26 protein-coding genes are annotated in these 23,850 nt (G+C 66.7%); 8 read left to right on the top strand and 18 right to left on the bottom strand.

Features of this window, described 5'->3' with window-relative positions; all coding sequences use genetic code 11:
* The first annotated feature begins 38 nt into the window (after nt 1-38).
* Nucleotides 39-1,097 (top strand): C40 family peptidase, encoded by a 1,059-nt coding sequence (locus DIE11_RS07680; protein ID WP_124622599.1) that lies wholly within the window; start codon nt 39-41, stop codon nt 1,095-1,097.
* A gap of 115 nt (nt 1,098-1,212) precedes the next feature.
* Here the strand turns inward: DIE11_RS07680 and DIE11_RS07675 are convergent, their stop codons facing one another.
* The 10 genes from DIE11_RS07675 to DIE11_RS07630 form a co-directional block, all read right to left on the bottom strand.
* The gene (locus tag DIE11_RS07675) at nt 1,213-2,223 is read right to left on the bottom strand and encodes an inorganic phosphate transporter (RefSeq protein WP_059604254.1); all 1,011 of its coding nucleotides are present in this window, start codon (nt 2,221-2,223) and stop codon (nt 1,213-1,215) included.
* 10 nt (nt 2,224-2,233) lie between these two features.
* Nucleotides 2,234-2,860 (bottom strand): DUF47 domain-containing protein, encoded by a 627-nt coding sequence (locus tag DIE11_RS07670; RefSeq protein WP_044847234.1) that lies wholly within the window; start codon nt 2,858-2,860, stop codon nt 2,234-2,236.
* A gap of 146 nt (nt 2,861-3,006) precedes the next feature.
* Nucleotides 3,007-4,389: a replicative DNA helicase gene (locus DIE11_RS07665; protein ID WP_006486249.1), complete on the bottom strand. Its 1,383-nt coding sequence runs from the start codon at nt 4,387-4,389 to the stop codon at nt 3,007-3,009.
* A gap of 135 nt (nt 4,390-4,524) precedes the next feature.
* Complete coding sequence (rplI, locus tag DIE11_RS07660) at nt 4,525-4,977, bottom strand: 50S ribosomal protein L9 (RefSeq protein WP_059604251.1); 453 nt, start codon at nt 4,975-4,977, stop codon at nt 4,525-4,527.
* A gap of 27 nt (nt 4,978-5,004) precedes the next feature.
* Entirely contained in the window at nt 5,005-5,280 is a 276-nt protein-coding gene (gene rpsR / locus DIE11_RS07655) for a 30S ribosomal protein S18 (protein WP_004193360.1), read from the bottom strand.
* Nucleotides 5,281-5,284: 4 nt separating this feature from the next.
* Nucleotides 5,285-5,584 carry a primosomal replication protein N gene (priB, locus tag DIE11_RS07650; protein ID WP_124622597.1) on the bottom strand — a complete coding sequence of 100 codons (300 nt, stop codon included), beginning with the start codon at nt 5,582-5,584 and terminating at the stop codon, nt 5,285-5,287.
* 40 nt (nt 5,585-5,624) lie between these two features.
* Nucleotides 5,625-5,999, bottom strand: coding sequence for a 30S ribosomal protein S6 (rpsF, locus tag DIE11_RS07645; RefSeq protein ID WP_006755436.1), 375 nt, complete (start codon nt 5,997-5,999; stop codon nt 5,625-5,627).
* 242 nt (nt 6,000-6,241) lie between these two features.
* The gene (locus DIE11_RS07640) at nt 6,242-7,141 is read right to left on the bottom strand and encodes an anti-sigma factor (RefSeq protein ID WP_124622595.1); all 900 of its coding nucleotides are present in this window, start codon (nt 7,139-7,141) and stop codon (nt 6,242-6,244) included.
* Nucleotides 7,131-7,778 (bottom strand): RNA polymerase sigma factor, encoded by a 648-nt coding sequence (locus DIE11_RS07635; protein WP_124622594.1) that lies wholly within the window; start codon nt 7,776-7,778, stop codon nt 7,131-7,133. The genes DIE11_RS07640 and DIE11_RS07635 overlap by 11 nt, the downstream gene beginning before the upstream one ends.
* Before the next feature lie 162 nt (nt 7,779-7,940).
* Entirely contained in the window at nt 7,941-8,852 is a 912-nt protein-coding gene (locus DIE11_RS07630) for a LysR family transcriptional regulator (protein ID WP_059604243.1), read from the bottom strand.
* Nucleotides 8,853-9,024: 172 nt separating this feature from the next.
* Between DIE11_RS07630 and gcl the strand changes: the two genes are divergently transcribed.
* From gcl to lysM, 4 genes are all read left to right on the top strand, one after another.
* On the top strand, nt 9,025-10,800 hold the full coding sequence (gcl, locus tag DIE11_RS07625; protein WP_124622592.1) for a glyoxylate carboligase: 1,776 nt from the start codon (nt 9,025-9,027) through the stop codon (nt 10,798-10,800).
* Nucleotides 10,801-10,844: 44 nt separating this feature from the next.
* The gene (gene hyi / locus DIE11_RS07620) at nt 10,845-11,654 is read left to right on the top strand and encodes a hydroxypyruvate isomerase (RefSeq protein WP_059604237.1); all 810 of its coding nucleotides are present in this window, start codon (nt 10,845-10,847) and stop codon (nt 11,652-11,654) included.
* Nucleotides 11,655-11,691: 37 nt separating this feature from the next.
* A complete protein-coding gene (locus tag DIE11_RS07615; RefSeq protein ID WP_260437096.1) occupies nt 11,692-12,600 on the top strand; it encodes a 2-hydroxy-3-oxopropionate reductase in 909 nt (302 codons plus the stop codon).
* 456 nt (nt 12,601-13,056) lie between these two features.
* A complete protein-coding gene (lysM, locus tag DIE11_RS07610) occupies nt 13,057-13,527 on the top strand; it encodes a peptidoglycan-binding protein LysM (protein WP_021162125.1) in 471 nt (156 codons plus the stop codon).
* A gap of 84 nt (nt 13,528-13,611) precedes the next feature.
* Here lysM and DIE11_RS07605 read toward each other — a convergent pair whose 3' ends face one another.
* Complete coding sequence (locus tag DIE11_RS07605) at nt 13,612-14,634, bottom strand: asparaginase (RefSeq protein ID WP_124622588.1); 1,023 nt, start codon at nt 14,632-14,634, stop codon at nt 13,612-13,614.
* A gap of 272 nt (nt 14,635-14,906) precedes the next feature.
* Here DIE11_RS07605 and DIE11_RS07600 point away from each other — a divergent pair, with 272 nt between their 5' ends.
* The 3 genes from DIE11_RS07600 (at nt 14,907) to DIE11_RS07590 (ending at nt 16,795) form a co-directional block, all read left to right on the top strand.
* Nucleotides 14,907-15,197 carry a PsiF family protein gene (locus tag DIE11_RS07600; RefSeq protein ID WP_044843641.1) on the top strand — a complete coding sequence of 97 codons (291 nt, stop codon included), beginning with the start codon at nt 14,907-14,909 and terminating at the stop codon, nt 15,195-15,197.
* Between the two features lie 319 nt (nt 15,198-15,516).
* Nucleotides 15,517-15,978: a hypothetical protein gene (locus DIE11_RS07595; RefSeq protein WP_059464355.1), complete on the top strand. Its 462-nt coding sequence runs from the start codon at nt 15,517-15,519 to the stop codon at nt 15,976-15,978.
* A gap of 229 nt (nt 15,979-16,207) precedes the next feature.
* The gene (locus tag DIE11_RS07590) at nt 16,208-16,795 is read left to right on the top strand and encodes a YSC84-related protein (RefSeq protein ID WP_059680074.1); all 588 of its coding nucleotides are present in this window, start codon (nt 16,208-16,210) and stop codon (nt 16,793-16,795) included.
* Between the two features lie 99 nt (nt 16,796-16,894).
* On the opposite strand, the gene DIE11_RS07585 is transcribed toward DIE11_RS07590, so the two are convergent.
* From DIE11_RS07585 to DIE11_RS07555, 7 genes are all read right to left on the bottom strand, one after another.
* Entirely contained in the window at nt 16,895-17,959 is a 1,065-nt protein-coding gene (locus tag DIE11_RS07585; protein ID WP_124622587.1) for a glycosyltransferase family 4 protein, read from the bottom strand.
* Nucleotides 17,960-18,246: 287 nt separating this feature from the next.
* Entirely contained in the window at nt 18,247-19,422 is a 1,176-nt protein-coding gene (locus tag DIE11_RS07580) for an AAA family ATPase (RefSeq protein ID WP_124622584.1), read from the bottom strand.
* A 33-nt stretch (nt 19,423-19,455) separates the two neighbouring features.
* Nucleotides 19,456-20,628: a mechanosensitive ion channel family protein gene (locus DIE11_RS07575; protein WP_059604216.1), complete on the bottom strand. Its 1,173-nt coding sequence runs from the start codon at nt 20,626-20,628 to the stop codon at nt 19,456-19,458.
* 97 nt (nt 20,629-20,725) lie between these two features.
* Entirely contained in the window at nt 20,726-21,082 is a 357-nt protein-coding gene (locus DIE11_RS07570; RefSeq protein ID WP_006755340.1) for a Rap1a/Tai family immunity protein, read from the bottom strand.
* 119 nt (nt 21,083-21,201) lie between these two features.
* Nucleotides 21,202-21,912: an ankyrin repeat domain-containing protein gene (locus tag DIE11_RS07565; protein ID WP_059817616.1), complete on the bottom strand. Its 711-nt coding sequence runs from the start codon at nt 21,910-21,912 to the stop codon at nt 21,202-21,204.
* A gap of 43 nt (nt 21,913-21,955) precedes the next feature.
* Nucleotides 21,956-22,735 carry a TatD family hydrolase gene (locus tag DIE11_RS07560; RefSeq protein ID WP_059538079.1) on the bottom strand — a complete coding sequence of 260 codons (780 nt, stop codon included), beginning with the start codon at nt 22,733-22,735 and terminating at the stop codon, nt 21,956-21,958.
* A 79-nt stretch (nt 22,736-22,814) separates the two neighbouring features.
* Complete coding sequence (locus DIE11_RS07555; protein ID WP_124622582.1) at nt 22,815-23,843, bottom strand: DNA polymerase III subunit delta'; 1,029 nt, start codon at nt 23,841-23,843, stop codon at nt 22,815-22,817.
* Nucleotides 23,844-23,850 lie beyond the last annotated feature (7 nt).

Below are 23,850 nucleotides of genomic sequence, written 5' to 3'. Positions count from 1 at the left end.
ATACGATTGGCGAGCGCCCTGCGCTCGTCCGCCATGTCATGCTTCGAATCTGGGTTCCCGTCGCCGTCGTTTCACTGCTCGCGGCCTGCTCCAGCGTGCCGCAGCAGTCGGCTTCGCGCACCTCGGGCATGAAGATCACGACGCCGCGCGCGTTCCCGGCGCCTGCCAATTTCCCGAAATTCGTCGATCACAGCGTCGGCCAGGAAGAGATCTCGATCCAGGCGATGAGCCTCGTCGGCGTGCCGTACCGCTGGGGCGGCAACACGCCGACGAGCGGCTTCGACTGCAGCGGGCTCGTGCGCTACGTGATCGGCCGCGCGGCCGACGTGAACCTGCCGCGCACGACCGCCGACATGAGCAGCCGCGGCGTGTCGATCGACCCCGACCAGGTCGCGCCGGGCGACCTGATCTTCTTCAATACGACCGGACGCCCGCATTCGCACGTCGGCATCTACGTCGGCAAGCTGCGCTTTGTCAACGCGCCGTCGACCGGCGGCACCGTGCGGCTCGACTACCTGACGAACCCGTACTGGGCCAAGCGCTTCGACGGCATTCGCCGTGTCGCGCCGCCGCGCGGTACGCCAGCACCGTTCGATGCGCCGACCTACGAGGCACGGCGCGATGCGCCGACGGCCGCACCGGCCCCGGTCGTCGCAGCCGCCGCGCCGCGGCAGCCGGCCTACGCTTCGTCACAAGCCGGCGCAACACCGTCGCCGGCTCCGGTCATGCTGGCGGCACCGGTCGTATCGACCGCAGCGGTCGCCCCGGCAGCCGCCCCGTCCGTCGACCCTTACGAACCGCCGCCGCCGCGCATGCCGGCAGCCCAGCAGCAGGTGGCATCCGCGAATGGCGACATGACCGCGATGACGGCGAACGCAGTCCCGACGGAGACCGGCACGCAGATTCCGACGACGGCACTGACGGCCGCCCAGGCTGCCGCGTTCGATACGGAGCCCCCGCCTGCGGCCGCCGCGCCGTCGCCGCGCGACATCGAGCCCGTGCAGGTGCTGCGTGCGTCGACGCAATCCGCGCCGCGCGGCCCGCGCACCGGCACCGCGGACGATCCGATCGCCCGCTTCGCGAACGGCAGTTACTGACCGGCCCCATCCCGGCGGCAACCCCGCCAGTCCCGCCCCTTTCCCGACCACCAAAGAAAATGCGCCGCAACCTTTCGGTTTGCGGCGCATGTCGCGTCGTCCGGCAGCGTCGGAATCAGAAGATCTGATGCCCGATCCACCATCCACCCGCGGCGATCAGCGCAGACGCCGGAATCGTCAGCACCCAGGCCCACACGATGTTGCCGGCAACGCCCCAACGCACGGCCGACAGCTTCTGCGTCGCGCCGACGCCGACAATCGCACCGGTAATCGTGTGCGTGGTCGACACCGGAATGCCGAGGAACGACGCGATGAACAGCGTGATCGCCCCGCCGCTTTCGGCACAGAAACCGCCGACCGGCTTGAGCTTCGTGATCTTCTGGCCCATCGTGCGGACGATTCGCCAGCCGCCGAACAGCGTGCCGAGGCCCATCGACAGGTAGCACGCGCCGATCACCCACGCGGGCGGTGCATCGGAGGTCGCCGACGCATAGCCCGACGCGATCAGCAGCATCCAGATGATGCCGATCGTCTTCTGCGCGTCGTTGCCGCCGTGGCCCAGGCTGTACAGACCGGCCGACAGCAGCTGGAGCCGGCGGAAGCGCCGGTCGACCTTGCTGGGTGCGGTACGGAAATACAGCCACGACACGCCGAGCATGAACAGCGAACCGAGGATGAAGCCGAGCAGCGGCGAGATGAAGATGAACGCGACGGTCTTCATCAGGCCGTCGATGTTCAGCGAGCTCCAGCCCGACTTCGCGAGCGCCGAGCCGACGAGGCCGCCGATCAGCGCGTGCGACGAGCTCGACGGAATCCCGTAATACCACGTGATCACGTTCCAGCCGATCGCACCGACCAGCGCACCGAACACGACATAGTGGTCGACGATCTCGGGGTCGATCGTGCCTTTACCGACCGTCTGCGCAACTTTCAGGTGGAAGATGAAATACGCGATGACGTTGAACGCGGCTGCGAACACCACGGCTTGCTGGGGTTTCAGCACCCCGGTCGACACGACGGTGGCGATCGAGTTCGCCGCGTCGTGGAAGCCGTTCATGAAGTCGAATACGAGCGCGACGAGTACGAGCGTCGCGACCATCCATAGGGCGAGTTGTATCGAATGCATCGTGGTCCGCTCAGGCGTTTTCCAACACGATGCCTTCGATGATGTTCGCGACGTCCTCGCACTTGTCGGTGATCTCCTCGAGCAACTCGTAGATCGCCTTCAGCTTGATGAGCGTCTTCACGTCGTCTTCCTCGCGGAACAGCTTCGACATCGCCGCGCGCAGCACGCGATCGGCTTCCGACTCCCAGCGGTCGATCTCCTCGCACTGCTTGAGGATCTGCGCCGACTGCTTCATGTCCGACAGCAATCCGACGGCCTGCTGCACGTGCTGGGCCGACTGCGTGACGATGTGCGCGAGCTGGCTCGCCTCGGACGTGACGGACTGCACGTCGTACAGCGACACGGCCGTGGCGACGTCTTCCATCAGGTCGAGGATGTCGTCCATCGTCGTGATCAGCTTGTGGATCTCGTCGCGATCGAGCGGCGTGATGAAGGTCTTGTGCAGCAGATCGATCGCTTCATGCGTCAGCTTGTCAGCGGCCTTCTCGGCGGTCTGCACGTTTTGCTTGTGAATCTCGGCGTCGGCGAGATTGTCGATCAGCAGTTCGAGCTCGCGGCCACCGGAAACGATGTGCTTCGCGTGCGCGTTGAAGAGTTCAAAGAACTTGCCCTCGGTGGGCATGAATCGACCGAACATGGGATTCCTGAGAGATTGTCAAACGACTGTCACGAAAACGGGCGATATTGTACCGTTTTCGGTTGCGACGCGACGCGCGCATCTGCACGCGCCGGGATTGGATACAACGCTTGGTGAAATAACGGTTTACATCTGGCGAAGAAGTGTTACTCGCCGTAGAAGGTCTGGGCCCCCGCAAAGTTGTCGAACTTCGTGTATTGACCCAGGAACGTGAGCCGAACGGGCCCGATCGGACCGTTACGCTGCTTGCCGATGATGATTTCGGCCGTGCCCTTGTCCGGGCTGTCCGGGTTGTAGACCTCGTCACGATAGATGAACAGGATCACGTCCGCGTCCTGTTCGATTGCGCCCGATTCACGCAAATCGGACATCACCGGACGCTTGTTCGGACGCTGCTCCAACCCGCGGTTCAGCTGCGACAGCGCGATCACCGGCACGTCCAGTTCCTTGGCCAGACTCTTCAGCGATCGCGAGATTTCCGAGATTTCGGTCGCGCGGTTCTCGCCCTGCGACGAGCCCGACATCAGCTGCAGGTAGTCGACGATGATCAGGCCGAGCTTGCCGCACTGGCGGGCCAGACGCCGCGCGCGCGAGCGCAATTCCATCGGGTTCAGGCCGCCTGTCTCGTCGATGAAGAGCTGCGCCTCGCTCATCTTCTGCACCGCGTGCGTCAGCTTCGGCCAGTCCTCGTCCGTCAGCCGGCCGGTACGCATCCGGTGCTGGTCGAGGCGGCCGATCGAGCCGAGCATACGCATCACGAGCTGGGTGCCCGGCATTTCCATCGAAAACACCGCCACCGGCAGCCCGTACTCAACCGCAACGTATTCGCCGATGTTCATCGAAAATGCGGTCTTACCCATCGACGGCCGCCCCGCGACGATGATCAATTCGCCGCCATGCATCCCGGACGTCATCCGGTCGAGGTCGACGAAGCCCGTCGGCGTGCCCGTGACGTCGCTCGGGTTCGCGGTGTGATACAGCGTGTCGATGCGCTCGACGACCTGCGTGAGCAGCGGACCGATCTCGAGGAAGCCCTGGTTGCCGCGCGCGCCTTCTTCGGCGATCGAGAACACCTTCGACTCGGCCTCGTCGAGCAGCTGGCGAACTTCCTTGCCCTGCGGATTGAACGCGTCGGCCGAGATTTCGTCGGCGACCGACACGAGCCGGCGCAGCACCGCGCGGTCACGCACGATTTCCGCGTAGCGGCGGATGTTCGCGGCGCTCGGCGTATTCTGCGCGAGTGCGTTCAGGTAGGCGAGGCCGCCGACGTCGTCGGCCTTGCCGGACGTGGTCAGCGCTTCGTACACGGTCACGACGTCGGCCGGGCGTGTCGACGCGATCAACCGGCCGATGTGCTCGTAGATGATCCGATGGTCGTAGCGATAGAAGTCGCCCTGCGACAGGAAGTCGGCAATCCGGTCCCATGCCGCGTTGTCGAGCAACAGGCCGCCGAGCACCGACTGCTCGGCTTCGACTGAATGTGGCGGGACTTTCAGCGATTCGATTTGAGGATCTTGCGGCGCGTTCATGGGTTGGGATTATCGCGAATTGATCGCGGCAGCGCTACCGCTCCGGCGATCGGACAATAAAAAAGGCAGGCCCCGGTTGCCCGGGCGCCTGCCCTTGTCCGGTCGACGGAAGCCGCCCGGAAAGCCTGCGTACGCTTACGCGTGGTCGCCGATCACGTTGATCGTGACGTCGACGATGACGTCCGTGTGCAGCGCGATCTGAACGACGTGCTCGCCGATCATCTTCAGCGGGCCTTCCGGCATGCGAACTTGCAGCTTCTCGACTTCGAAACCTGCCTTCTTCAGCAGTTCCGCGACGTCGCCGTTCGTGACCGAGCCGAACAGACGGCCGTCAACGCCCGACTTCTGCGTGATTTCGAACGACTGGCCGTTCAGCTTCTCGCCGACTGCCTGCGATGCCGCCAGCTTTTCAGCGGCGATCTTTTCGAGTTCAGCGCGGCGAACTTCGAATTCGGCGATCGCTTCCTTCGTTGCACGGCGAGCCTTGCGGTTCGGGATCAGGAAGTTGCGAGCGTAACCGTCCTTGACCTTGACGATATCGCCGAGGTTGCCCAGATTGGCGACTTTTTCCAACAGAATGATTTGCATTCGAATTCTCCTTATTGCGTCGCCTGATTACGCCTTGTGCTGATCGGTGTACGGCAGCAGCGCGAGGAAACGCGCACGCTTGATTGCCGTGTCCAGCTGACGCTGATAGTGCGCCTTCGTACCCGTCAGACGAGCCGGCGTGATCTTGCCGTTTTCGCCGATGAAGTCCTTCAGCGTTTCCGTGTCCTTGTAGTCGATCTGCTCGACGCCGGCAGCCGTGAAACGGCAGAACTTCTTGCGCTTGAAGAGCGGGTTTTGTTGCTGACGACGCTTGTCGAATTTCTTACCAGTCGGGCGGGCCATGATTTCAGTCCTTTCCTATGTCCTGCAATGCAGTGATGTGAAACACCAAGGTTCTCGCGTTGCGGCTTTTCTTCGCCAGGAAGCCCGTGAACAGCGTCTCGACGCCCATTTCACGGCTTTCCAGCTTGCCGCTCGCCTCACCGGCCGCCACCGCCTCGATCGTCATTTCGACCTGACGGTGAATGCCTGCTTCAACGACTTCCGTGCGGTGATGCAACGTGGCGCTTGCGATCGGAACACCTGCCGGCGTATATCGCACCGGTGCGCGTTCGACGACGCTCGCCGTCAATTGCAACCTGTTCACGTGGGTGACGCGCTCCTTGATGGCTTAATGAGTGACGAACTTAAGCCTGCGCTTCGGTCGGCTGAGCTGCAGCCGCCTTCTTGGCTTCTTCGCGCTGAACTTCCTTCATCATCGGCGACGGGCCGGTCTCGGCCTTCTTCATCTTGACGATGAGGTGACGCAGCACGGCGTCGTTGAACTTGAACGCGTGTTCGAGTTCGTCGAGCGTCGTCTGGTCGCACTCGATGTTCATGCAGACGTAGTGAGCCTTCGCGAGTTTCTCGATCATGTAGGCCAGCTGGCGACGGCCCCAGTCTTCGACACGGTGGATCTGGCCGCCGTGCGTCGTGATCGTGGTCTTGTAACGCTCGATCATCGCGGGCACTTGCTCGCTCTGATCGGGGTGCACGATGAATACGATTTCGTAATGACGCATTACACACTCCTTGTGGATTGAAGCCACCCGGGCGTCTGAACCGGTGTGGCAAGTGAGAAGCCGAAGATTCTAACCCGGATACAGGGAGCATGCAATACCGATCGACGATTTCCGACCGGATTCGGCCATGTTTTCAAAGACTTGAACGGTGCCGACAATTCAAAAGGCTGGCGGTGCGCCGGCCCAAGAATCGGGGACGGAGCGTAGCGCGCAGGATGACGGGCCGGTGGCGCGACCTGCCGTCACTCGCTGCGCGCCCCGCCCAGCCGCGCGTCGAGCGCCGTCCTGAACGCGGCCAGCGCCGACGGCTCGGCGTCCGTCACAGCCCACCACGTCATCCCGGCCGCATCCCAGCGGTCGAGCGCGTAACCCTGCGACACGGTCGCGTACGGCGCACCCTGCCGCCCAACGCCGACCGGCCACACGTACACGTCGATCACGTGCTGCCGGTACCGGTAGACGAGCACTGCGACGCGGCGCCGCCCGACGTAGTCGAGCCGGCCGCCGGCCAGCGGGAAACCGCTCGCCGACAGGTCCTCGACCGGCGGCGCATAGTCGAGTCGGCCGTTGAACCACGGCTTGACCGTATGCCGGTCGGTCGAGATCACGTCGATGTCGCGCGCCGACAGGCCGGCCCGCACGTGGCTCGCGACCAGTTCGTCGACCGTCTGGCCGGTTTCGGCGTGGCGCGCGGACACCACCATTCCGGCGGCCGCGGCCAGCGCGATCACCAGCGCCACGCCCCACCCAAGCCCGGGCAGCGCCGGGACACGCGGCCCCGGCCCGGCAGGCACCGGGCGAGCCGGCTCGCCGCGCCCGGTCGGCCATGAGAACCAGCGGCGACCGTTCGGTCGAGGTCGCGGCCGCGCCGCTGCGTCAGGCTCCGGTTCCGCGCGGGCTTGCCTGCGCGCCCCCGCGCCGCCCGCCGCCGGCAGTCCCGCGAGGATGCTCGCCCGCAGCGCATCCGGCGCGCGATGATAGTCGGCCTGCCGCACGATCCGCCCCAGCGCGACGATTCGTTCGCGTTCGCGGCGGCACGCGTCGCACCCTTCGACATGCCGCTGGATGCGCAATGCATCGGGCGCCGACAGCTCGCGGTCGACGTCTGCGTCCAGCAACGCTCGCGCTTCGTTACAGTCCATCGATCGCCTCCGATGCGGTTCCGCTTGCCGACGCACGTCCCGGCGCGGGTTTGGACGTCGACGCCGGCGCCGCCGTGTCGCCCAGCAGCGCGGCGAGCCTGCGCCGGCCGCGTGCAAGCCGCGACATCACGGTGCCGACGGGCACGTCGGCGATCGCCGCGATCTCGCGATAACTCAAGTCCTCCATCTCGCGCAGTACCAGCACCTCGCGATATTCGGGCGGCAGCTTCGCGAGCGCCGCGTTCACCAGCCGCACGTTTTCGCCGCGCAGCAACTGCGCGAGCGGATCCTCGGTCGCCGGCTGCCAGTCGTCGGGCACCTCCGTGTCGTCGAGCGTGTCGGGAAATGCAACCTCGTGCGCGTGGGTGCGGCGGCGCCACTCGGTGTACCAGGTGTGGCGCACGATCGTCAGCAGCCAAGGTCGCGCGTTGTCGCCACGACACGAGTCGACGAAGCGCAGCGCGCGCATGCACGCGTCCTGGACGACGTCGTCCGCGTCGCCCGCATTGCCGCTCAGCCAGCGCGCGAGGTTGTACGCAGCGTCGAGATGCGGCAACACGAGCGCGCGAAACCGCTCGCCACGCGCGACCGCGTCGTCCTCCGTCCGTTCGTCGACCGCCTGTCCGGCTTGCCCCACATGGCCTCCCTGGTCCCGGCGGCCGAAGCCGCGCCCGTTCCGCGCCCGGTGCCCGGACAGACCGGCAGCGTGCGCACTCGATGACCTTACCGCCGCTGCGTCGAGTTTATTCCCGCATGGAGCCGATGATGCGCAAAAAAATGCCGGAACCTGCCGCGCCCGTTACGGCGTGCTGCTCCAGTAGCCGGGGCGCGCATACGCTTCGCGCAGGTAGTCGATGAAGTAGCGCACGCGCGCAGGCACGTAGCGCTGCTGCGGATAGACCGCGAGGATGTCGTAGTCGGGCAGCGCATATTCGTCGAGCACCGTCTCGAGTTCGCCCGTCTCGAGCTGTGCGGCGATTTCCCAGGTCGAGCGCCAGCCGAGCCCGAGGCTTTCCGCTACCCAGCGGTGCAGCAGCTCACCGTCGTTGCAGTCGAGATTGCCGGCCACCCGCATCGTCACGATCTTGCCGTGGCGCTGGAAATACCAGCCGCGGTTCTGGCCCCCCTGCAGGTTGAACGCGAGACAGTTGTGCCTGAGCAGGTCGTCGAGCGACTTCGGCCGGCCGTGGCGGCGGAAATAGTCAGGCGTGCCGCACACGACGCGCCGGTTCGACGCGAGCTTTACCGCGACGAAGTTCGGGTCGACCGAGCCGCCGATCCGGATCGACAGGTCGTAGCCTTCGCGCACGAGATCGACGACACGATCGGTCAGGTTGAACGACAGCTGCATTTCCGGCTTGTCGGCGAGGAAACCGGGCGCGTGCGGCGCCACGTGCTTGCGGCCGAACGCGGCTGGCGCGGACACGATCAGGTGCCCGCTGACCGCGCGGCGGCCGGCGGCCAGCTCGTTCTCGGCCTGGTCCCATTCGGACAACAGCCCGCGGCAGCGCTCGAGGAACGCGGCGCCCTCCTCGCTGACCACCAGCCGCCGCGTCGAGCGGTACATCAGCTTCACGCCGAGGCGCTTCTCCAGCGCGTCGATGCGCCGCCCCAGCACCACCGGCGACACGCCCTCCTCGAGCGCGGCCGCCGCGAGGCTGCCCGCGTCCGCGACTCGCACGAACGTCTCGATCTGCTTGAAACGATCCATCTCCCGTCTCCATCCCGGCTCCGACACCGGCGGGAAAACCCCGTCCGGCCGTCATTCCATACTTTTAGTTTCGAAATAAGTAACTTCGGCTGATCTTATCAAACCTTTCTTGCATCCCTAAAGTGTTCCCAACAGACCGATTCGCAAGATCCGCACATTCAAGGAGACATTCATGGCCAAGATGAGAGCCGTCGACGCAGCCGTACTCGTGCTCGAGAAGGAAGGCATCCAGACCGCGTTCGGCGTGCCGGGCGCAGCAATCAACCCGTTCTATTCCGCGATGCGCAAGTCGGGCGGCATCAGCCATGTGCTGGCCCGCCACGTCGAAGGTGCGTCGCACATGGCCGAAGGCTTCACGCGCGCCGCGCCGGGCAACATCGGCGTGTGCATCGGCACGTCGGGCCCCGCCGGCACCGACATGATCACCGGCCTGTACTCCGCGTCGGCCGACTCGATTCCGATCCTCGCGATCACGGGCCAGGCACCGCGTGCGCGCCTGTACAAGGAAGACTTCCAGGCCGTCGACATCGAGTCGATCGCGAAGCCCGTCACCAAGTGGGCCGTCACGGTGCGCGAGCCGGCGCTGGTGCCGCGCGTGTTCCAGCAGGCGTTCCATCTGATGCGCTCGGGCCGCCCGGGCCCGGTGCTGGTCGACCTGCCGATCGACGTGCAGCTCGCCGAGATCGAATTCGACATCGACACGTATGAACCGCTGCCGGTCTACAAGCCCGCGGCGACCCGCGCGCAGATCGAGAAGGCGCTCGCGATGCTCAACGACGCGGACAAGCCGCTGATCGTGTCGGGCGGCGGCGTGCTCAACGCGGCGGCCGAAGACCTGCTCGTCCAGTTCGCCGAAACGATCGGCGTGCCCGTGATCCCGACGCTGATGTCGTGGGGCGCGATTGCCGACGACCACCCGCTGATGGCCGGCATGGTCGGCCTGCAGACGTCGCACCGCTACGGCAACGCGACGATGCTCGCGTCCGACTTCGTGCTCGGCATCGGCAACCGCTGGGCGAACCGCCACACGGGCAGCGTCGAGGTCTATACGAAGGGCCGCAAGTTCGTGCACGTCGACATCGAGCCGACCCAGATCGGCCGCGTGTTCGGCCCTGATCTCGGCATCGTGTCGGACGCGAAGGCCGCGCTGGAACTGTTCGTCGCCGTCGCGCAGGAATGGAAGGCCGCCGGCAAGCTGAAGGATCGCAGCGCATGGGTGTCCGAGTGCCAGGAACGCAAGCGCACGCTGCAGCGCAAGACCCACTTCGACAACGTGCCGGTCAAGCCGCAGCGCGTGTACGAAGAGATGAACAAGGTGTTCGGCCGCGACACGTGCTACGTCAGCACGATCGGCCTGTCGCAGATCGCCGCCGCGCAGTTCCTGCATGTGTTCAAGGCGCGCAACTGGATCAACTGCGGCCAGGCCGGCCCGCTCGGCTGGACGATCCCCGCCGCGCTCGGCGTGCGTGCGGCCGACCCGCGCCGTCCGATCGTCGCACTGTCCGGCGACTACGACTTCCAGTTCATGATCGAGGAGCTGGCCGCCGGCGCGCAATTCAAGCTGCCGTACGTGCACGTCGTCGTGAACAACTCGTACCTCGGCCTGATCCGCCAGGCACAGCGTGCGTTCGACATGGACTACTGCGTGCAGCTCGCGTTCGACAACGTCAACGCACCGGAGCTGAACGGCTACGGCGTCGACCACGTGGCGGTCGCGGAAGGCCTCGGCTGCAAGGCGCTGCGCGTGTTCAAGCCGGAAGAGATCGAGCCGGCGCTGCGGCAGGCGCAAACGCTCGCGGAAGAATTCAGCGTGCCGGTCGTCGTCGAAGTGATCCTCGAGCGCGTGACGAACATCTCGATGGGCACCGAAATCGACGCGATCAACGAGTTCGAGGAACTCGCCGAGAAGGCCGAACACGCGCCGACCGCGATCTCGATGCTCGACTGATCCGCACGACATTTTTTGACTGACCGACCGAAGAGGCTTAGCTCATGCCGAAGTTTGCTGCAAACCTGACCATGCTGTTCAACGAAGTGCCGTTCCTCGACCGCTTCAAGGCGGCCGCCGACGCGGGCTTCGACGCCGTGGAGTTCCTGTTCCCGTATCCGTACGCGAAAGAGGAACTCGCCGAGCGGCTCGAGACGCATCGCCTGCGCCTCGTGCTGCACAACCTGCCCGCGGGCAACTGGGATCAGGGCGAGCGCGGCATCGCGTGCCTGCCCGATCGCGTCGGCGAGTTCCAGGAAGGGGTCGGCCGTGCCATCGAGTACGCGAAGGCGCTGAAGGTGCCGCAGCTGAACTGCCTCGTCGGCATCCCGTCGGCGAGCACGGCGCGCGACAAGACGTTCGTCACGATCGTCGACAACCTGCGCTTCGCCGCCGACGCGCTCAAGCGCGAAGGCATCCGCCTGCTCGTCGAGCCGTGCAACAGCTTCGATATCCCGGGCTTCGCGCTGAACCGCTCGTCCGAAGGGCTCGACGTGATCCGCGCGGTCGGCTCGGACAACCTGTTCCTGCAGTACGACATCTATCACATGCAACGCATGGAAGGCGAACTGGCCGCGACGATCGAACGCAACCTCGCATCGATCGGCCACGTCCAGCTCGCGGACAACCCGGGCCGCAACGAGCCGGGTACGGGCGAGATCAATTACGCGTTCCTGTTCGCGCTGCTTGACCGGCTCGGCTACGCCGGCTACGTCGGCTGCGAATACAAGCCCCGCACCACCACGACGGAAGGCCTCGGCTGGCTGCAAAGCGTCGCCGGCTGCGCATCGGGCTCGGCGCGTCGCGCAGCCTGAGGCCCGCCCTTCCCGCGGCATTCCCACATACGCCCCTATAGGAGACTTTCACATGGCAACCATCGGTTTCATCGGCCTCGGCATCATGGGCGCGCACATGGCGCGCAACCTGCTCAAGGGCGATCATCAGCTCGTCGTGAACGGTGCGTTCCCGATTCCCGACGACCTGCGCGCCAGCGCGAAGGTCGTCGCAAATTCGACCGAAGTCGCGCAGAACGCCGACATCATCATCTCGATGGTGCCGGACACGCCTGACGTGCGTAACGTGCTGTTCGCCGACGACGGCGTCGCGAAGGGCCTCTCGGCCGGCAAGCTCGTGATCGACATGAGCTCGATCTCGCCGCTCGACACGCAGGAATTCGCGAAACAGATCAACGCGCTCGGCTGCGACTACCTCGACGCGCCGGTGTCCGGCGGCGAAGTCGGCGCCCGCGAAGCGACGCTGACGATCATGGTCGGTGGCCCGGAGAAGGCCTTCGAGCGCGCGAAGCCGCTGTTCGAGAAGATGGGCAAGAACATCACGCTCGTCGGCGACAACGGCGCGGGCCAGACCTGCAAGGTGGCAAACCAGATCATCGTCGCGCTGAACATCGAAGCGGTCGGCGAAGCGCTGCTGTTTGCCGCACGCTCGGGCGCCGATCCTGAGCGCGTGCGCCAGGCGCTGATGGGCGGCTTCGCCGCGTCGCGCATCCTCGAAGTGCACGGCGCGCGCATGACGAAGCGCACGTTCGATCCGGGCTTCCGTATCGAGCTGCATCAGAAGGACCTGAACCTCGCGCTCGACGGTGCACGCAAGCTCGGCCTCGCACTGCCGCACACGGCGAGCGCGCAGCAGCTGTTCAGCGTGTGCGCATCGCATGGCGGCAAGGCGTGGGATCACTCGGCACTCGTGCGTGCGCTCGAGATCATGTCGAACTTCGAGATCGGCCAGACGCCGGCCGCGTAACGCCGACGCAACGACGCGCGTTTCGCTGCAACGGCGAACGCGCGACGCACACACGCGATCCGGCCACGGCCGGTCGCATCGATGCACGCCTGCGCGTGCATCACGATGGGGCGCCCCGCCGCGTATTGCTGAAATGCGTGCGCGGCGGGGCGAAAAACGCCGCTCTGGGCTGAGAGCGGCGTGGTGGGGTCCGCAGCGGCACCCGGCGACGCCGGGGAAGCCTTGGTCGGTCAGACGTCGTCGTCGGGTGTCCGCCTGTCGGATTTCGCGTATTACATTTCTTTACGTTCGGGCGTGCGATTTTTCATGCAATCGTCGCGATGAACGCCTACACTTTCGCCACGCCTTTCGAGAAATCCGCCGCGCTTGCGCTCACGCCCGTGATCGCGCCCAGCGCGGTGTTTTTTTCGCCACTTCACGGCGCGTTTTCTTTTCAACCACCTAGGGAGTGCAACGATGGGTCTTCTTTCGTTTATCAAAGAGGCGGGTGAAAAACTGCTGGGTCACGCCGATGCGCAAGCAGCGGAAGATCCGAATGCCGCGAACCAGACCGCGGCCGATGCGATCAAGAACTACATCAACACGCAAGGTCTCGACACGTCGAACCTGACCGTGGCGTTCGACGGCGCATCGCGCACCGTCACGCTGTCGGGCAGCGTCGCCGACCTCGACACGAAGGCGAAGGTCAAGGTCGCGGCCGGCAACGTGCAAGGCGTCGCGGGCGTCAACGACGACGATCTGCAGCCGGACGATCCGGAAGTTCAGTACCACGATGTGAAGCCGGGCGACACGCTGTCGGCGATCGCCAAGGAAGTGTACGGCGACGCGAACAAGTACCCGGCGATCTTCGAGGCGAACAAGCCGATGCTGTCGAGCCCGGACCGCATCTATCCGGGTCAGAAGCTCGTGATTCCGCCGCAGTCCTGAGCATTCGCGCAGTACTGACGCAAAAAAAGGCAGGCCGATGGCCTGCCTTTTCTTCATGCGCGCCGCCCGATCGGCGGACAGCGGTCAAAGCGTATCGAATGCGCGTTGCAGCGCGTCGCGTCCGTGCATGCCGTTCGCGAGCGCAAGCATCAGCAGCACGCGTGCCTTGAACGGGCTCAGCGACCCGGCGCTCACGAAACCGAGCACGTCGTCGTTCGCGGCGCCGTTGCGCATCACGTGCCCCGAGCCGACGCGCGACGCACGCACCACGGCGACGCCCGCTTTCACCGCATCGGCGAGCGCCGCCTGCAGCGTCGCGTGGATCGACCCGTTGCCGGTGCCCGCCACGACGAGGCCGCGCACGCCGGCCGCCACGAGCGCGTCGACGGCCGTGCGCGTCACGCCCGCATAACTCGCGACGACTTCGACCGGCGGCCACGTGGCAGCAATCGCCAGGTGCGCATCGCGCGAGCGCGTCACGCGGCGCGCGAATTCGACGCGGCCGTCCTGCACCCAGCCGAGCGCGCCCAGTTCCGGCGACTGGAATGCGTCGACCGCGTACGTGCTCGTCTTCACGACGTCGCGCGCGCCGTGGATCCGGTTGTTGAACGCGACGAGCACGCCCTGCCCGCGCGCGTCCGGGTGAGCGGCGACCGTCACCGCGTTCAGCAGGTTCAGCGGCCCGTCGGACGACAGCGCGGTGGCCGGCCGCATCGCGGCCGTCAGCACGACCGGCTTGTCGCCGGTCACGACCAGATGCAGCGCGTACGCGGTTTCCTCGAGCGTGTCGGTACCGTGGGTGATCACGATGCCGTCGATCGCCGGATCGGCCATCAGCGCGTCGATGCGCGCGACGAGCGTATTCCAGAGCGGCAGCGCGAGATCCTTGCTGTCGATGCTGGCGACCTGCTCGGCATCGATGCGCGCGACCGACCCGAGCGCCGGCACCGCGTCGAGCAGGAAATTGACGCCGAGCGCGCCGGCCTGATAGCCGGCCGTGCTGGCGGCGTCCGGCGCGGCGCCGGCGATCGTGCCGCCGGTGGCGAGTACGGCGATGCGCGGCAGCGCCGGCGCGGACGAAGGAGTTGCGGTGTTCGAAATATTCATGGCCGCGATTGTAATCGCTCGCGGCCGGCATCCGGTAGGTCCCGTGCGCGCGCCCGGAGCCGAACGCGTCGCATCATGGTTTGTCCCGATCGCCGGCGTGCGCACGCCGTCAACGGCCGCGTTGCCCGCCGCGTTATAGGTATGCCGTTTTGGTGTTTTCACATTGATTTGCCATAATCGGAGCGCGCGGCGCGATGTGACCCTGTTCCCGTTGCGCCGGGCTTCGTGACGGCGTCGATATAAAACGCAATTCACCCCATGGGAGTGTCGAAATGAAAATCCAATCGCTCGTAGCCGCAGTCCTTCTCGGCGGCATGCTGGCTTCCCCCGCTTTCGCGGCGAACAGCCAGCAGGACAAGATGAAGGCCTGTAACACCCAGGCCGCCGGCAAGACGGGCGACGAACGCAAGGCGTTCATGAAGGACTGCCTGTCGGCCAAGCCCGCGAAGAAGATGTCGCAGCAGGAAAAGATGAAGGCCTGCAACACCCAGGCCGCCGACAAGAAGGGCGACGACCGCAAGGCATTCATGAAGAGTTGCCTGAGCAGCCAGCCGGCCGCCTGAGTTCCGGCGCTCCCGCGCGAATGCCGCGCACCGCTTCGGCGGGCGCGGCATTTTTGTTTTCGTTGCATGCGCATCGACGCGCGCGATGACGCCGGATGCGTCACCGCGCTGTCCGGCCAACGGCATCGTCGCCGTTGCGACATGCTCCACCACCCTCCCACCCCGCTTCCTTACACGCGCCGCACGAATGCCGCCACATGGTGCGGCAATTCGCCGCGATTTCTTCTATGATGGCTGCAACGCGGCCCATCCAAGTACAAGAAGCGCCATCGGGCCGCCCTCGAGACGGACGCGCACACCGCGTCAAACGGAGGCATGGATGGCATGGAGACAACACCGCTGGTTCCGCCGCTGGCTGATCGTGATCGTGTTCTGGGCCGTGCCCGTCGCGATCGTCGCCGTGCGCGAGATCCGCGAGGAAATGGCGTACAACAAGGCCGACCTGCAGCTCGCGCTGACCACCTGGCAGCTCACCGATGCGCAGCAGGCGGCAGGCGCCGCCGCGAAGTGCCACGGCGATCCTGACGCGGCGCGCGCCGCCGGCTGCCCGGCCGACGTGCTGGCCGCCAACGCGGCACGTCAGCAGGCAGCCCGGGACGAATACGTGGTGCGCCGCAATACGCTCGCCGGTTATCTGTGGCATGCATTCGTCGGCTATTGGGTCGTGCCGGCTGCGTTCCTGTTCGCGTGCGGGGTCGTGATCGCGCTGATCCGCCGCGCGCTGCGGCGCCCGCCGATCAAACCGCCTGCCCCGCCGGCACCACCCGTCACGCCGCACTGACGCACAGCAACCGTTTCCCTTTCCCCTTTCCTGCCGCCCCCGGCCGGCCGCGCGACGTATCGCCGTACGCGTGCCCGACCGTCCGTTGGCGCGCCGCGACACCCCAAAACGATTTGACGCTTTTTCACGCGCGAACGAAAAGGGTTTGTAATCCGCTGTGATATAACTGCCGACGTGATCCGCTCCTTGAGCGAGACTCACTCCGAACGTCATCCGATGGAGAAGAACGATGCAAAAACGGAATCTTGTGCTGAAAGCCGCCGCTGCGCTTGTCGTCGGTAGCCTTGCGCTCACCGGTTGCACCACCACCCCCGACAAGCCCGACAATGCCGCGACCAACGCGTCGAAGCGTCAGGCGATCGATTCGAGCGTCGACGCAACGCTGTCGCGCATGTATTCCACGGTCAAGGGCTCGCGCGAACTCGTCGCGAAGTCGCGCGGCGTGCTCGTGTTCCCGGACGTGATCCAGGCAGGCTTCATCGTCGGCGGCCAGTCGGGCAACGGCGCACTGCGCGTCGGTGGCAGCACGGTCGGGTACTACAACACGTCGTCGCTGTCGGTCGGCCTGCAGGCCGGCGCGCAGTCGAAGGCGATCGTGTTCCTGTTCATGACGCAGGAAGCGCTCGACGAATTCCGCGGCTCGGACGGCTGGGCAGCCGGCGCCGGTGCATCGGTCGCGCTCGTGAAGATGGGCGCGAACGGCGCGGTCGACACGACCACGGCCACCGCGCCGGTCCAGGTCGTCGTGCTGACCAATGCCGGCCTGATGGGCGACGTGTCGATCAACGGCACGAAGGTCACGAAGCTGAAGATCTGACGCCGAGGCGTCCTCGCCCGTGCGCACCGCGCGCGGGCAACGTGCAAACGGCGATGTCCTTGCGGGCATCGCCGTTTTTTTATCCGCGCGCGTGGCGCGTCAGGTCGTCGAATCGATCACCTTGAAGCGCGAACGCTTCTGCGCGCGAATCAGCGACTGGTACACGTCGACGTATTGCTGCGCCATCCGCCGCGCCGTGAAGCGCTCCTCGAAGCGCTGCCGCACGCGTGCGCGCGGCAGCAGGTGCAGCCGGTTCACGGCGGCCACCGCGCTGATCTCGTCCTCGACGATGAAGCCCGACACACCCTCGTCCAGCACCTCCGGCACCGCGCCGCGATTGAACGCGATCACCGGCGTGCCGCACGACATCGCCTCGATCATCACCAGCCCGAACGGTTCCGGCCAATCGATCGGAAACAGCAGCGCATGCGCGCCCGACAGGAATTCGGCCTTCTGGTGGTCGGCGATCTCGCCGATGTATTCGACGTGCGGGAGAGCGAACAGCGGCTTGATCTCGCGTTCGAAGTATTCGTGGTCCGCCGCGTCGATCTTCGCCGCGATCCGGATCGGCAGCCCGCACTGGCGTGCGATGCGGATCGCCGTGTCGACCCGCTTCTCCGGCGAGATGCGGCCGAGGAACGCGAGATAGCGCGGCTCGACGGGCTGCGGCAGGTACAGTGCGTCGGGCAGGCCGTGGTACACGGTCGTCAGCCATTTCGCCTGCGGCAGCGGCTGGCGCTGCGAATTCGAGATCGAGATCACCGGCGCAGTGTTGAACGTGTCGAACACCGGTTGCTGCTCGGGCAGATCCAGCCGGCCGTGCAGCGTCGTCACGTACGGCGTGTCCTGCCGGTTGAAAACCGAAAACGAGTAGTAGTCCATGTGAAAATGGAGCACGTCGAAATCCTTCGCGCGGCGCGCGACCGTCTCCATCAGCAGCATGTGCGGGGCGACGCGATCGCGGATCGACGAGTCGAGCCGCAACGCGCGTGGCCACACCGGTTCGAGCCTGGCCCGGGTCGTCGAATCGCCGCTGGCGAACAGCGTCACGTCATGGCCGAGGTCGACGAGCGCCTCGGTGATGTAGGACACGACGCGCTCCGTGCCGCCGTACAGCTTCGGCGGCACGGATTCGGTCAGCGGGGCGATCTGGGCAATTCTCATGGTCCACGTCTCCTGTGTCCTCGGTCAGCCGCCACGGGGGCTGGTGCACGCCGCGCTCCGTGCGGCATGCGGCCGGCATCGCGCCGGCCAAATATCTCATTATTATTCGCGATCCCGGTGCCCGGAAGCACCGGACTTTCATTTTATGGGCGTTGTTACAGACAGGATACATTCGCCCGCGGGCCGCCCGTACCAGCTTCGAGGCGGCCGGACCGGCGCGACGGGCATCCGAGGGCGAGCGACCGACGGCCCGCCGCTGACGGGCCACGCGCGCACCGCCCCTCCCGTCAGCGCGACGGCCACTTCCACGGCGGCAGGTCGCGCGTATCCGCGTCGACGAGCACGGTCGCGCCGAGCTGCTTGTCGAGCACCAGCGACTCGCAGCCGGCCTCGCGTTCGAGCGTCGCGATGAGCCGCGCCGCGTGCGACACGACCAGCACCTGCGAACGCTGCGCGGCCTGTGCGATCAGGCGGCCGAGCGCCGGCAGCAGATCGGGATGCAGGCTCGTTTCCGGCTCGTTCAGCACCATCAGCGCGGGCGGCCGCGGCGTCAGCAACGCGGCCGCGAGCAGCAGATAGCGCAGCGTGCCGTCCGACAGCTCGGCGGCCGACAACGGCCGCAGCAGCCCCGGCTGGCGCATCAGTACGTCGAAGCGGCCGCGGCCGCCCGGATTGTCGATGTCGATCGATGCGCCGGGGAACGCGTCATCGATCGCCGCGTCGAGCGCGGCGGCATCTCCGATTTCGCGAATCGTCTGCAGCGCGGCGGCCAGGTCGGCGCCGTCGTCCGCGAGCACCGGCGTGTGGGTGCCGATGTGCGACTGCCGGGCCGGCGCCTGCGCATCGGTGCGGAAATGGTCGTAGAAGCGCCACGATCGGATCCGCTCGCGCACCGCGATCATCTCTGGCGCGCCGACCGGATCGGCGAACTCGGTCATCATGCTGTCGAAGCTCGCGACCGGCTGCGGCACCGTGTGCCAGTCGCCCGACCCGGCGCGCGCGCGAATCTGCGCGCCCTGCCGGTCGACCAGCAGCGTCGACGGGCGCAACAGCGCGCCACCCCAGATGCATTCGCGCTTCACGACGGGATCGAGCGCGAACTGCGAACGGCTCGGGACCGGCAGGCCGAGATCGATCGCATAACCGAAATCGTCGCTCGCGAAACCGAGCTTGAGGCTCACCGGTCCATTGCGCACCGTACCGGTCACCGGCGTCTCGCCGCTCAGCATCGCGCGCGAAAAGCGCTCGGGGCCGGCCCACAGCGTCGAGGGCAGCCCGCCTTCGCGCGCGAGCGACGGAATCACGCGCCCCTGCGCCGTATCGGCGAGCAGCCGCAGCGCGCGGTAAACGCTCGACTTGCCGCTGCCGTTCGGCCCCGTGACGACGGTGAGCGCCGCGAGCGGCACGATCAGCTCGCGCAGCGAGCGGTAGTTGGCGATGGCGAGCGTGTTCAGCGCGGTCATGGAAAGAAAATGGCGGCGGGTACCGGCACGCGTTCAGCGGCCTTCGGTGGCCTTCGGATCGGCCGCGGTGTTGGCTGCCGTGCTGGCGGCGGGCGGCCGCGCATGCGGCCGTTCGGGGCTCGGCTCGTCCAGCGCCGAATCGTGCGGATACAGTTCCATCCGGCTGCGCGGCAGGCATTGCGGAAAACGCGCCTGCAGGTAGGCGATCAAGCCCTCGCGCACGCGGCAGCGCAGATCCCAGCACGCCGACGAGTCGGCCGCGCTGACGAGCGCGCGCAACTGCATCGTGCGTTCGGTCGCGTCGGTCACCTGCAGCACCTGCACGCGGCCGTCCCACTCGGGCGCCGCATGGACGAGCCGCGCGAGTTCCTCGCGCAGCGGCGCGAGTGGCGTGCGGTAGTCGACCGACAGGTACACCGTGCCGATGATCTCCGAGCTGCTGCGCGTCCAGTTCGTGAACGGGTTTTCGATGATCCACTGCAGCGGAACGACGAGCCGGCGCTGATCCCACAGCCGCACCGACACGAACGAGCCGGTGATTTCCTCGATGCGGCCCCACTCGCCCTGGATCACGACGACGTCGTCGAGCCGGATCGGCTGCGTGAGCGCGATCTGCAGCCCGGCGATCAGGTTGCCGAGCACCGGCCGCGCGGCGATGCCGGCAACCAGCCCCGCGACGCCGGCCGACGCCAGCAGGCTCGCGCCGACCTGGCGCACGTTCGGGAACGTCATCAGCGCGGCGCCGGTGCCGATGATCACGATCAGCACCATGACGGTCCGCACGAGCACCTTGGCCTGCGTGTGGACGCGCCGTGCGTGGAGGTTATCGGCCGCATCCATCGGATGGGCCTGGATGATCGCGTCGCCGACGCCGGCCACGAGCCGCACCAGCAGCCAGGTCAGCGACACGATGGAGCCGACTGCGGCCGCGGTGCGCATCCCGCCCACGAACGACATGCCCTCGTCGGCCTGGATCCACAGGAACTCGAGCGCGAGCAGCGCGAGCGTGACGAGCGAAGGTTTGTCGATGTAACGCAGGATCACGCTCATCAACGGATACGGCTGCGCGATGCGCTTGACGATGCGTGCGCCGACTCGGTGCACGATCACGACGACAAGCACGACGATGACCGACACGCCCAGCGTGCCGAGCCACGCATGCAACGGCGCATCGGCGATGCGCTGCAATTCCTCGATTGAAATCATCGGCGCCCGGGAATGCTTCGGTTATGAGGCGCGGCGGCCTCGTCCTGGATGCGTCGGCGACGTCCGGGCAACGCGCGCGCCCGGCCCCGGCGTCAGATCAGCTGCCGCCCCTGCAGGGGAACGCCTTGCCGAGACCGAGCGACACCGCGGTGCTCGCGTTGTAGTCGGCCAGCTTCGGGTTCTCCGCGATGTACTTGCGCACCGCGTCGGTCATCTGCTGCGCCCGGATGTCGGGCGGCAGGCAGAAATACTGCCCGACGCGCGGCCCCGTGGTACCGCCGATCGCGTCGATCGTGTTGTAGACGCCATCGGCGGCGCCTTCGATGTAGGCGGCGCACGACGCCCGCGACTTGACGTCCGTCTTCGCGCACAGCCGGTCGAGATCCGCGCCCGTGAAAGCCGCCGCCGACAACGGCACGGCGAACGCCGCGGCACAAAACATAGCCCGCAACATGGTGTTCCTTATGTCAATGCGGCCCCGGGCCGCTTGCTGCGCTGACCGGCGCGGCAGCCGGACGCCCGCGGCCGGCCGGGTTCCGGACGGCCGGGCGCTGCGCCACCGCGCCGAAACCGTCATTTTGCACTCTTTTGGGCATCTGCCGGCGCCGACGCACCGACGCGCACCGTCCGCTTGCTCAGGATGTCGATTGCGTCCGGTGCCTTGTAGTGCTTCGCGAACTCGAGCGCGGTGATGCCGAGCTGGTTCTTCACCTGCGGATCGGCACCCTGGTCGAGCAGCAGGTTGACGGTCGTCGCGTGGTTGCCGCGCGCGGCCATCATCAGCGGCGTCGTGCCGTTCGGCGATGCGGTGTCGATATACGCGTCGTGGTCGAGCAGGATCTTGACGACCTCGTCCTGGCCGTTGGTCGCCGCGTAGTGCAGCGGCGCCCAGCCCTTCTTGCTGACTTCCGCGCCCTTGTCGATCAGCAGCTTGACGAGCCCGACGTCGCCGTTCAGCGACGCGAGCATCAGCGCGTTCTCGCCGGCCTTGTCTTCCTTCTCGAGGTCGACGTTCGGCGTCGTGGCGATCGCGGCGGCAACCTTGTCGGACTTCTCGCGCGCGGCGATCACGAGGATCGGGTCGCCGTTCGGCGCGAGCGTGTTCGGATCGAGCTTGCCGCTCTTGAGCTGCTTGCCGATGTCGGCGATATCGTCGAACTTGACCGCCTTGACGATCGCGTCGAGCGACTCGGCATGCGCGCCGGCGGCGGCAAAGAGGCCGCTCGCGACGAGCGCGGCGGCGACGAGTGCGCGCTTGGGCAGGTATGTGGTCGGCTTCGTCATTGTTGTGGGCTCCTTCCCTGGGTTGTCGGCTGGCCGCGCGCCGTTAGCGGGCGATCTTGAACAGCCGGAAAAAGTTCTGTGTCGTCGCATCGGCGAGCGCCTCGACGGCGATCCCCCGCTCGGATGCGATAAAGCGTCCGACATGGCTGACGTACGCAGGTTCATTCGGCTTGCCGCGATATGGCACCGGCGCGAGGTACGGCGAGTCGGTTTCGATCAGCAGCCGGTCGAGCGGCACGCGCCGCGCGACGTCCTGCACGTCGGTCGCGTTCTTGAACGTGACGATCCCCGACAGCGAGATATGGAAGTTCTGCGCGAGCGCCTGCTCGGCAACGGGCCACGGCTCGGTGAAGCAGTGCATCACGCCGCCCGGCACGTCCGCGCGCTCCTCGGCCATGATTCGCAACGTGTCTTCCGACGACGAGCGCGTATGGATGATCAGCGGCTTCATCGTCGCGGTCGCCGCGCGGATGTGCGTGCGAAAGCGTTCGCGCTGCCACTCCATGTCGGCGATCGAGCGGCCTTCGAGGCGATAGTAGTCGAGGCCCGTCTCGCCAATCGCGACGACCTTCGGGTGCGCGGCCAGCTCGATCAGTTCCGCGAGCGTCGGCTCCCGTGCGTCCTCGTGATCCGGGTGCACGCCGACCGACGCGTACACGTTGTCGTGCGCCTGCGCGATCGCGAGCACGTCGGGCAGTGTCTCGAAGTCGACCGACACGCACAGCGCGTGCGTGACGTCGTGCTCGCGCATGTTCTCCAGCACGGCAGGCAGGCGGTCGGCGAGACCCTTGAAATTGATGTGGCAGTGAGAATCGACGAACATCGTGTTTCCTGAATACGGTTGGCGGGCGCTCATGCACTCGCCGGCAATCGTTTCCTCACCCGAAGGAAACAATACTCGCTCACGCGAACATTTCCCGATAACCGAGAAACAGTTCCTCGAATACGAGCCGGGCATTGAGCGGATGGTTCTCGACCGTCCGCTGGCGCGTCACGGCCTTCATGAAGCGCGCGAACGCATTCGCATCGACCGCCTCCGCGCACCGCGCGAGCGCGGCCGCCTGCATCGGGAAGTAGCGCGGCGCGCCCGCCATCCGCTGCGCGAGCAGATCGTACAGCCAGCGCTGCAGCCAGCCGAGCACCAGCGGCACCGGCAGCTTCTGCAGCGTCTCGCCGCACGCGAACGGATCGCACGCGGCCCCGGCCGCGAGCTGGCCGAGCGTGAAATCGCGCAGCGGGCGGTTCTCGTCGCTCGCGAGCGCCAGCGCGGCGAGCGGCGCGCCGCCGGCTTCGGCGAGCAGCGCGCGCGCATCGTCGATACCCTGCGCCGCGAGCCATGCCGTGGCCGCGTCGGGCGCCGGCACGGTCATCGGCCACTGCCGGCAGCGGCTGATGATGGTCGGCAGCAGCCGGTCGATGCGGGCCGACACCAGCAGGAACACGACGCCGGACGGCGGCTCCTCCAGCGTCTTCAGCAGCGCGTTCGACGCGGCGACGTTCAGCGCCTCGGCCGGATACAGCACGACGACGCGCGCGCCGCCGCGGTGCGAACCGACCCCGCAGAAGTCGAGCAACGCACGCACCTGCTCGATCTTGATTTCCTTGCTCGGCGCGCGCGTCTTCTTGCCGCCCTCGTCCGCGTCGGCAGGCTTCGCGTCGTCGGCGGCGCCCGGCGCCTCGCCCGCGAGCGCCTCGGGCAGCACGATCCGGTAGTCCGGATGGTTGCCCTGCGCGAACCACGTGCAGGCCGCACAAGCGCCGCACGGCTCGCCGTTCGGCTGTGGCGCCTCGCACAGGAAGCCCTGCGCGAGATGCTGCGCGAACTGCAGCTTGCCGATCCCGGCCTGGCCGTGCAGCAGCAGCGCATGCGGCCACTGCGCACGCAGTTGCTGCAGGCGGTTCCAGTCGTCGGTCTGCCACGGATAGATCATGTAGTGC

This window comes from Burkholderia sp. Bp9012 (genome assembly GCF_003853825.1).
Classification (GTDB): Bacteria; Pseudomonadota; Gammaproteobacteria; order Burkholderiales; family Burkholderiaceae; genus Burkholderia; species Burkholderia diffusa.
Note: the sequence above shows the minus strand (reverse complement) of the source record. Positions and strands in the feature narration are given on the sequence as shown.

Bases quoted from the DNA above. Each gene is read 5' to 3' on its own strand.
- DIE11_RS07680 (WP_124622599.1), top strand. From the start codon at position 39: ATGCTTCGAATCTGGGTTCCCGTCGCCGTCGTTTCACTGCTCGCGGCC.
- DIE11_RS07675 (WP_059604254.1), bottom strand. From the start codon at position 2,223: ATGCATTCGATACAACTCGCCCTATGGATGGTCGCGACGCTCGTACTC.
- DIE11_RS07670 (WP_044847234.1), bottom strand. From the start codon at position 2,860: ATGTTCGGTCGATTCATGCCCACCGAGGGCAAGTTCTTTGAACTCTTC.
- DIE11_RS07665 (WP_006486249.1), bottom strand. From the start codon at position 4,389: ATGAACGCGCCGCAAGATCCTCAAATCGAATCGCTGAAAGTCCCGCCA.
- rplI (WP_059604251.1), bottom strand. From the start codon at position 4,977: ATGCAAATCATTCTGTTGGAAAAAGTCGCCAATCTGGGCAACCTCGGC.
- rpsR (WP_004193360.1), bottom strand. From the start codon at position 5,280: ATGGCCCGCCCGACTGGTAAGAAATTCGACAAGCGTCGTCAGCAACAA.
- rpsF (WP_006755436.1), bottom strand. From the start codon at position 5,999: ATGCGTCATTACGAAATCGTATTCATCGTGCACCCCGATCAGAGCGAG.
- DIE11_RS07640 (WP_124622595.1), bottom strand. From the start codon at position 7,141: ATGGACTGTAACGAAGCGCGAGCGTTGCTGGACGCAGACGTCGACCGC.
- DIE11_RS07630 (WP_059604243.1), bottom strand. From the start codon at position 8,852: ATGGATCGTTTCAAGCAGATCGAGACGTTCGTGCGAGTCGCGGACGCG.
- gcl (WP_124622592.1), top strand. From the start codon at position 9,025: ATGGCCAAGATGAGAGCCGTCGACGCAGCCGTACTCGTGCTCGAGAAG.
- hyi (WP_059604237.1), top strand. From the start codon at position 10,845: ATGCCGAAGTTTGCTGCAAACCTGACCATGCTGTTCAACGAAGTGCCG.
- lysM (WP_021162125.1), top strand. From the start codon at position 13,057: ATGGGTCTTCTTTCGTTTATCAAAGAGGCGGGTGAAAAACTGCTGGGT.
- DIE11_RS07605 (WP_124622588.1), bottom strand. From the start codon at position 14,634: ATGAATATTTCGAACACCGCAACTCCTTCGTCCGCGCCGGCGCTGCCG.
- DIE11_RS07600 (WP_044843641.1), top strand. From the start codon at position 14,907: ATGAAAATCCAATCGCTCGTAGCCGCAGTCCTTCTCGGCGGCATGCTG.
- DIE11_RS07595 (WP_059464355.1), top strand. From the start codon at position 15,517: ATGGCATGGAGACAACACCGCTGGTTCCGCCGCTGGCTGATCGTGATC.
- DIE11_RS07590 (WP_059680074.1), top strand. From the start codon at position 16,208: ATGCAAAAACGGAATCTTGTGCTGAAAGCCGCCGCTGCGCTTGTCGTC.
- DIE11_RS07585 (WP_124622587.1), bottom strand. From the start codon at position 17,959: ATGAGAATTGCCCAGATCGCCCCGCTGACCGAATCCGTGCCGCCGAAG.
- DIE11_RS07580 (WP_124622584.1), bottom strand. From the start codon at position 19,422: ATGACCGCGCTGAACACGCTCGCCATCGCCAACTACCGCTCGCTGCGC.
- DIE11_RS07575 (WP_059604216.1), bottom strand. From the start codon at position 20,628: ATGATTTCAATCGAGGAATTGCAGCGCATCGCCGATGCGCCGTTGCAT.
- DIE11_RS07570 (WP_006755340.1), bottom strand. From the start codon at position 21,082: ATGTTGCGGGCTATGTTTTGTGCCGCGGCGTTCGCCGTGCCGTTGTCG.
- DIE11_RS07565 (WP_059817616.1), bottom strand. From the start codon at position 21,912: ATGACGAAGCCGACCACATACCTGCCCAAGCGCGCACTCGTCGCCGCC.
- DIE11_RS07560 (WP_059538079.1), bottom strand. From the start codon at position 22,735: ATGTTCGTCGATTCTCACTGCCACATCAATTTCAAGGGTCTCGCCGAC.
- DIE11_RS07555 (WP_124622582.1), bottom strand. From the start codon at position 23,843: ATGATCTATCCGTGGCAGACCGACGACTGGAACCGCCTGCAGCAACTG.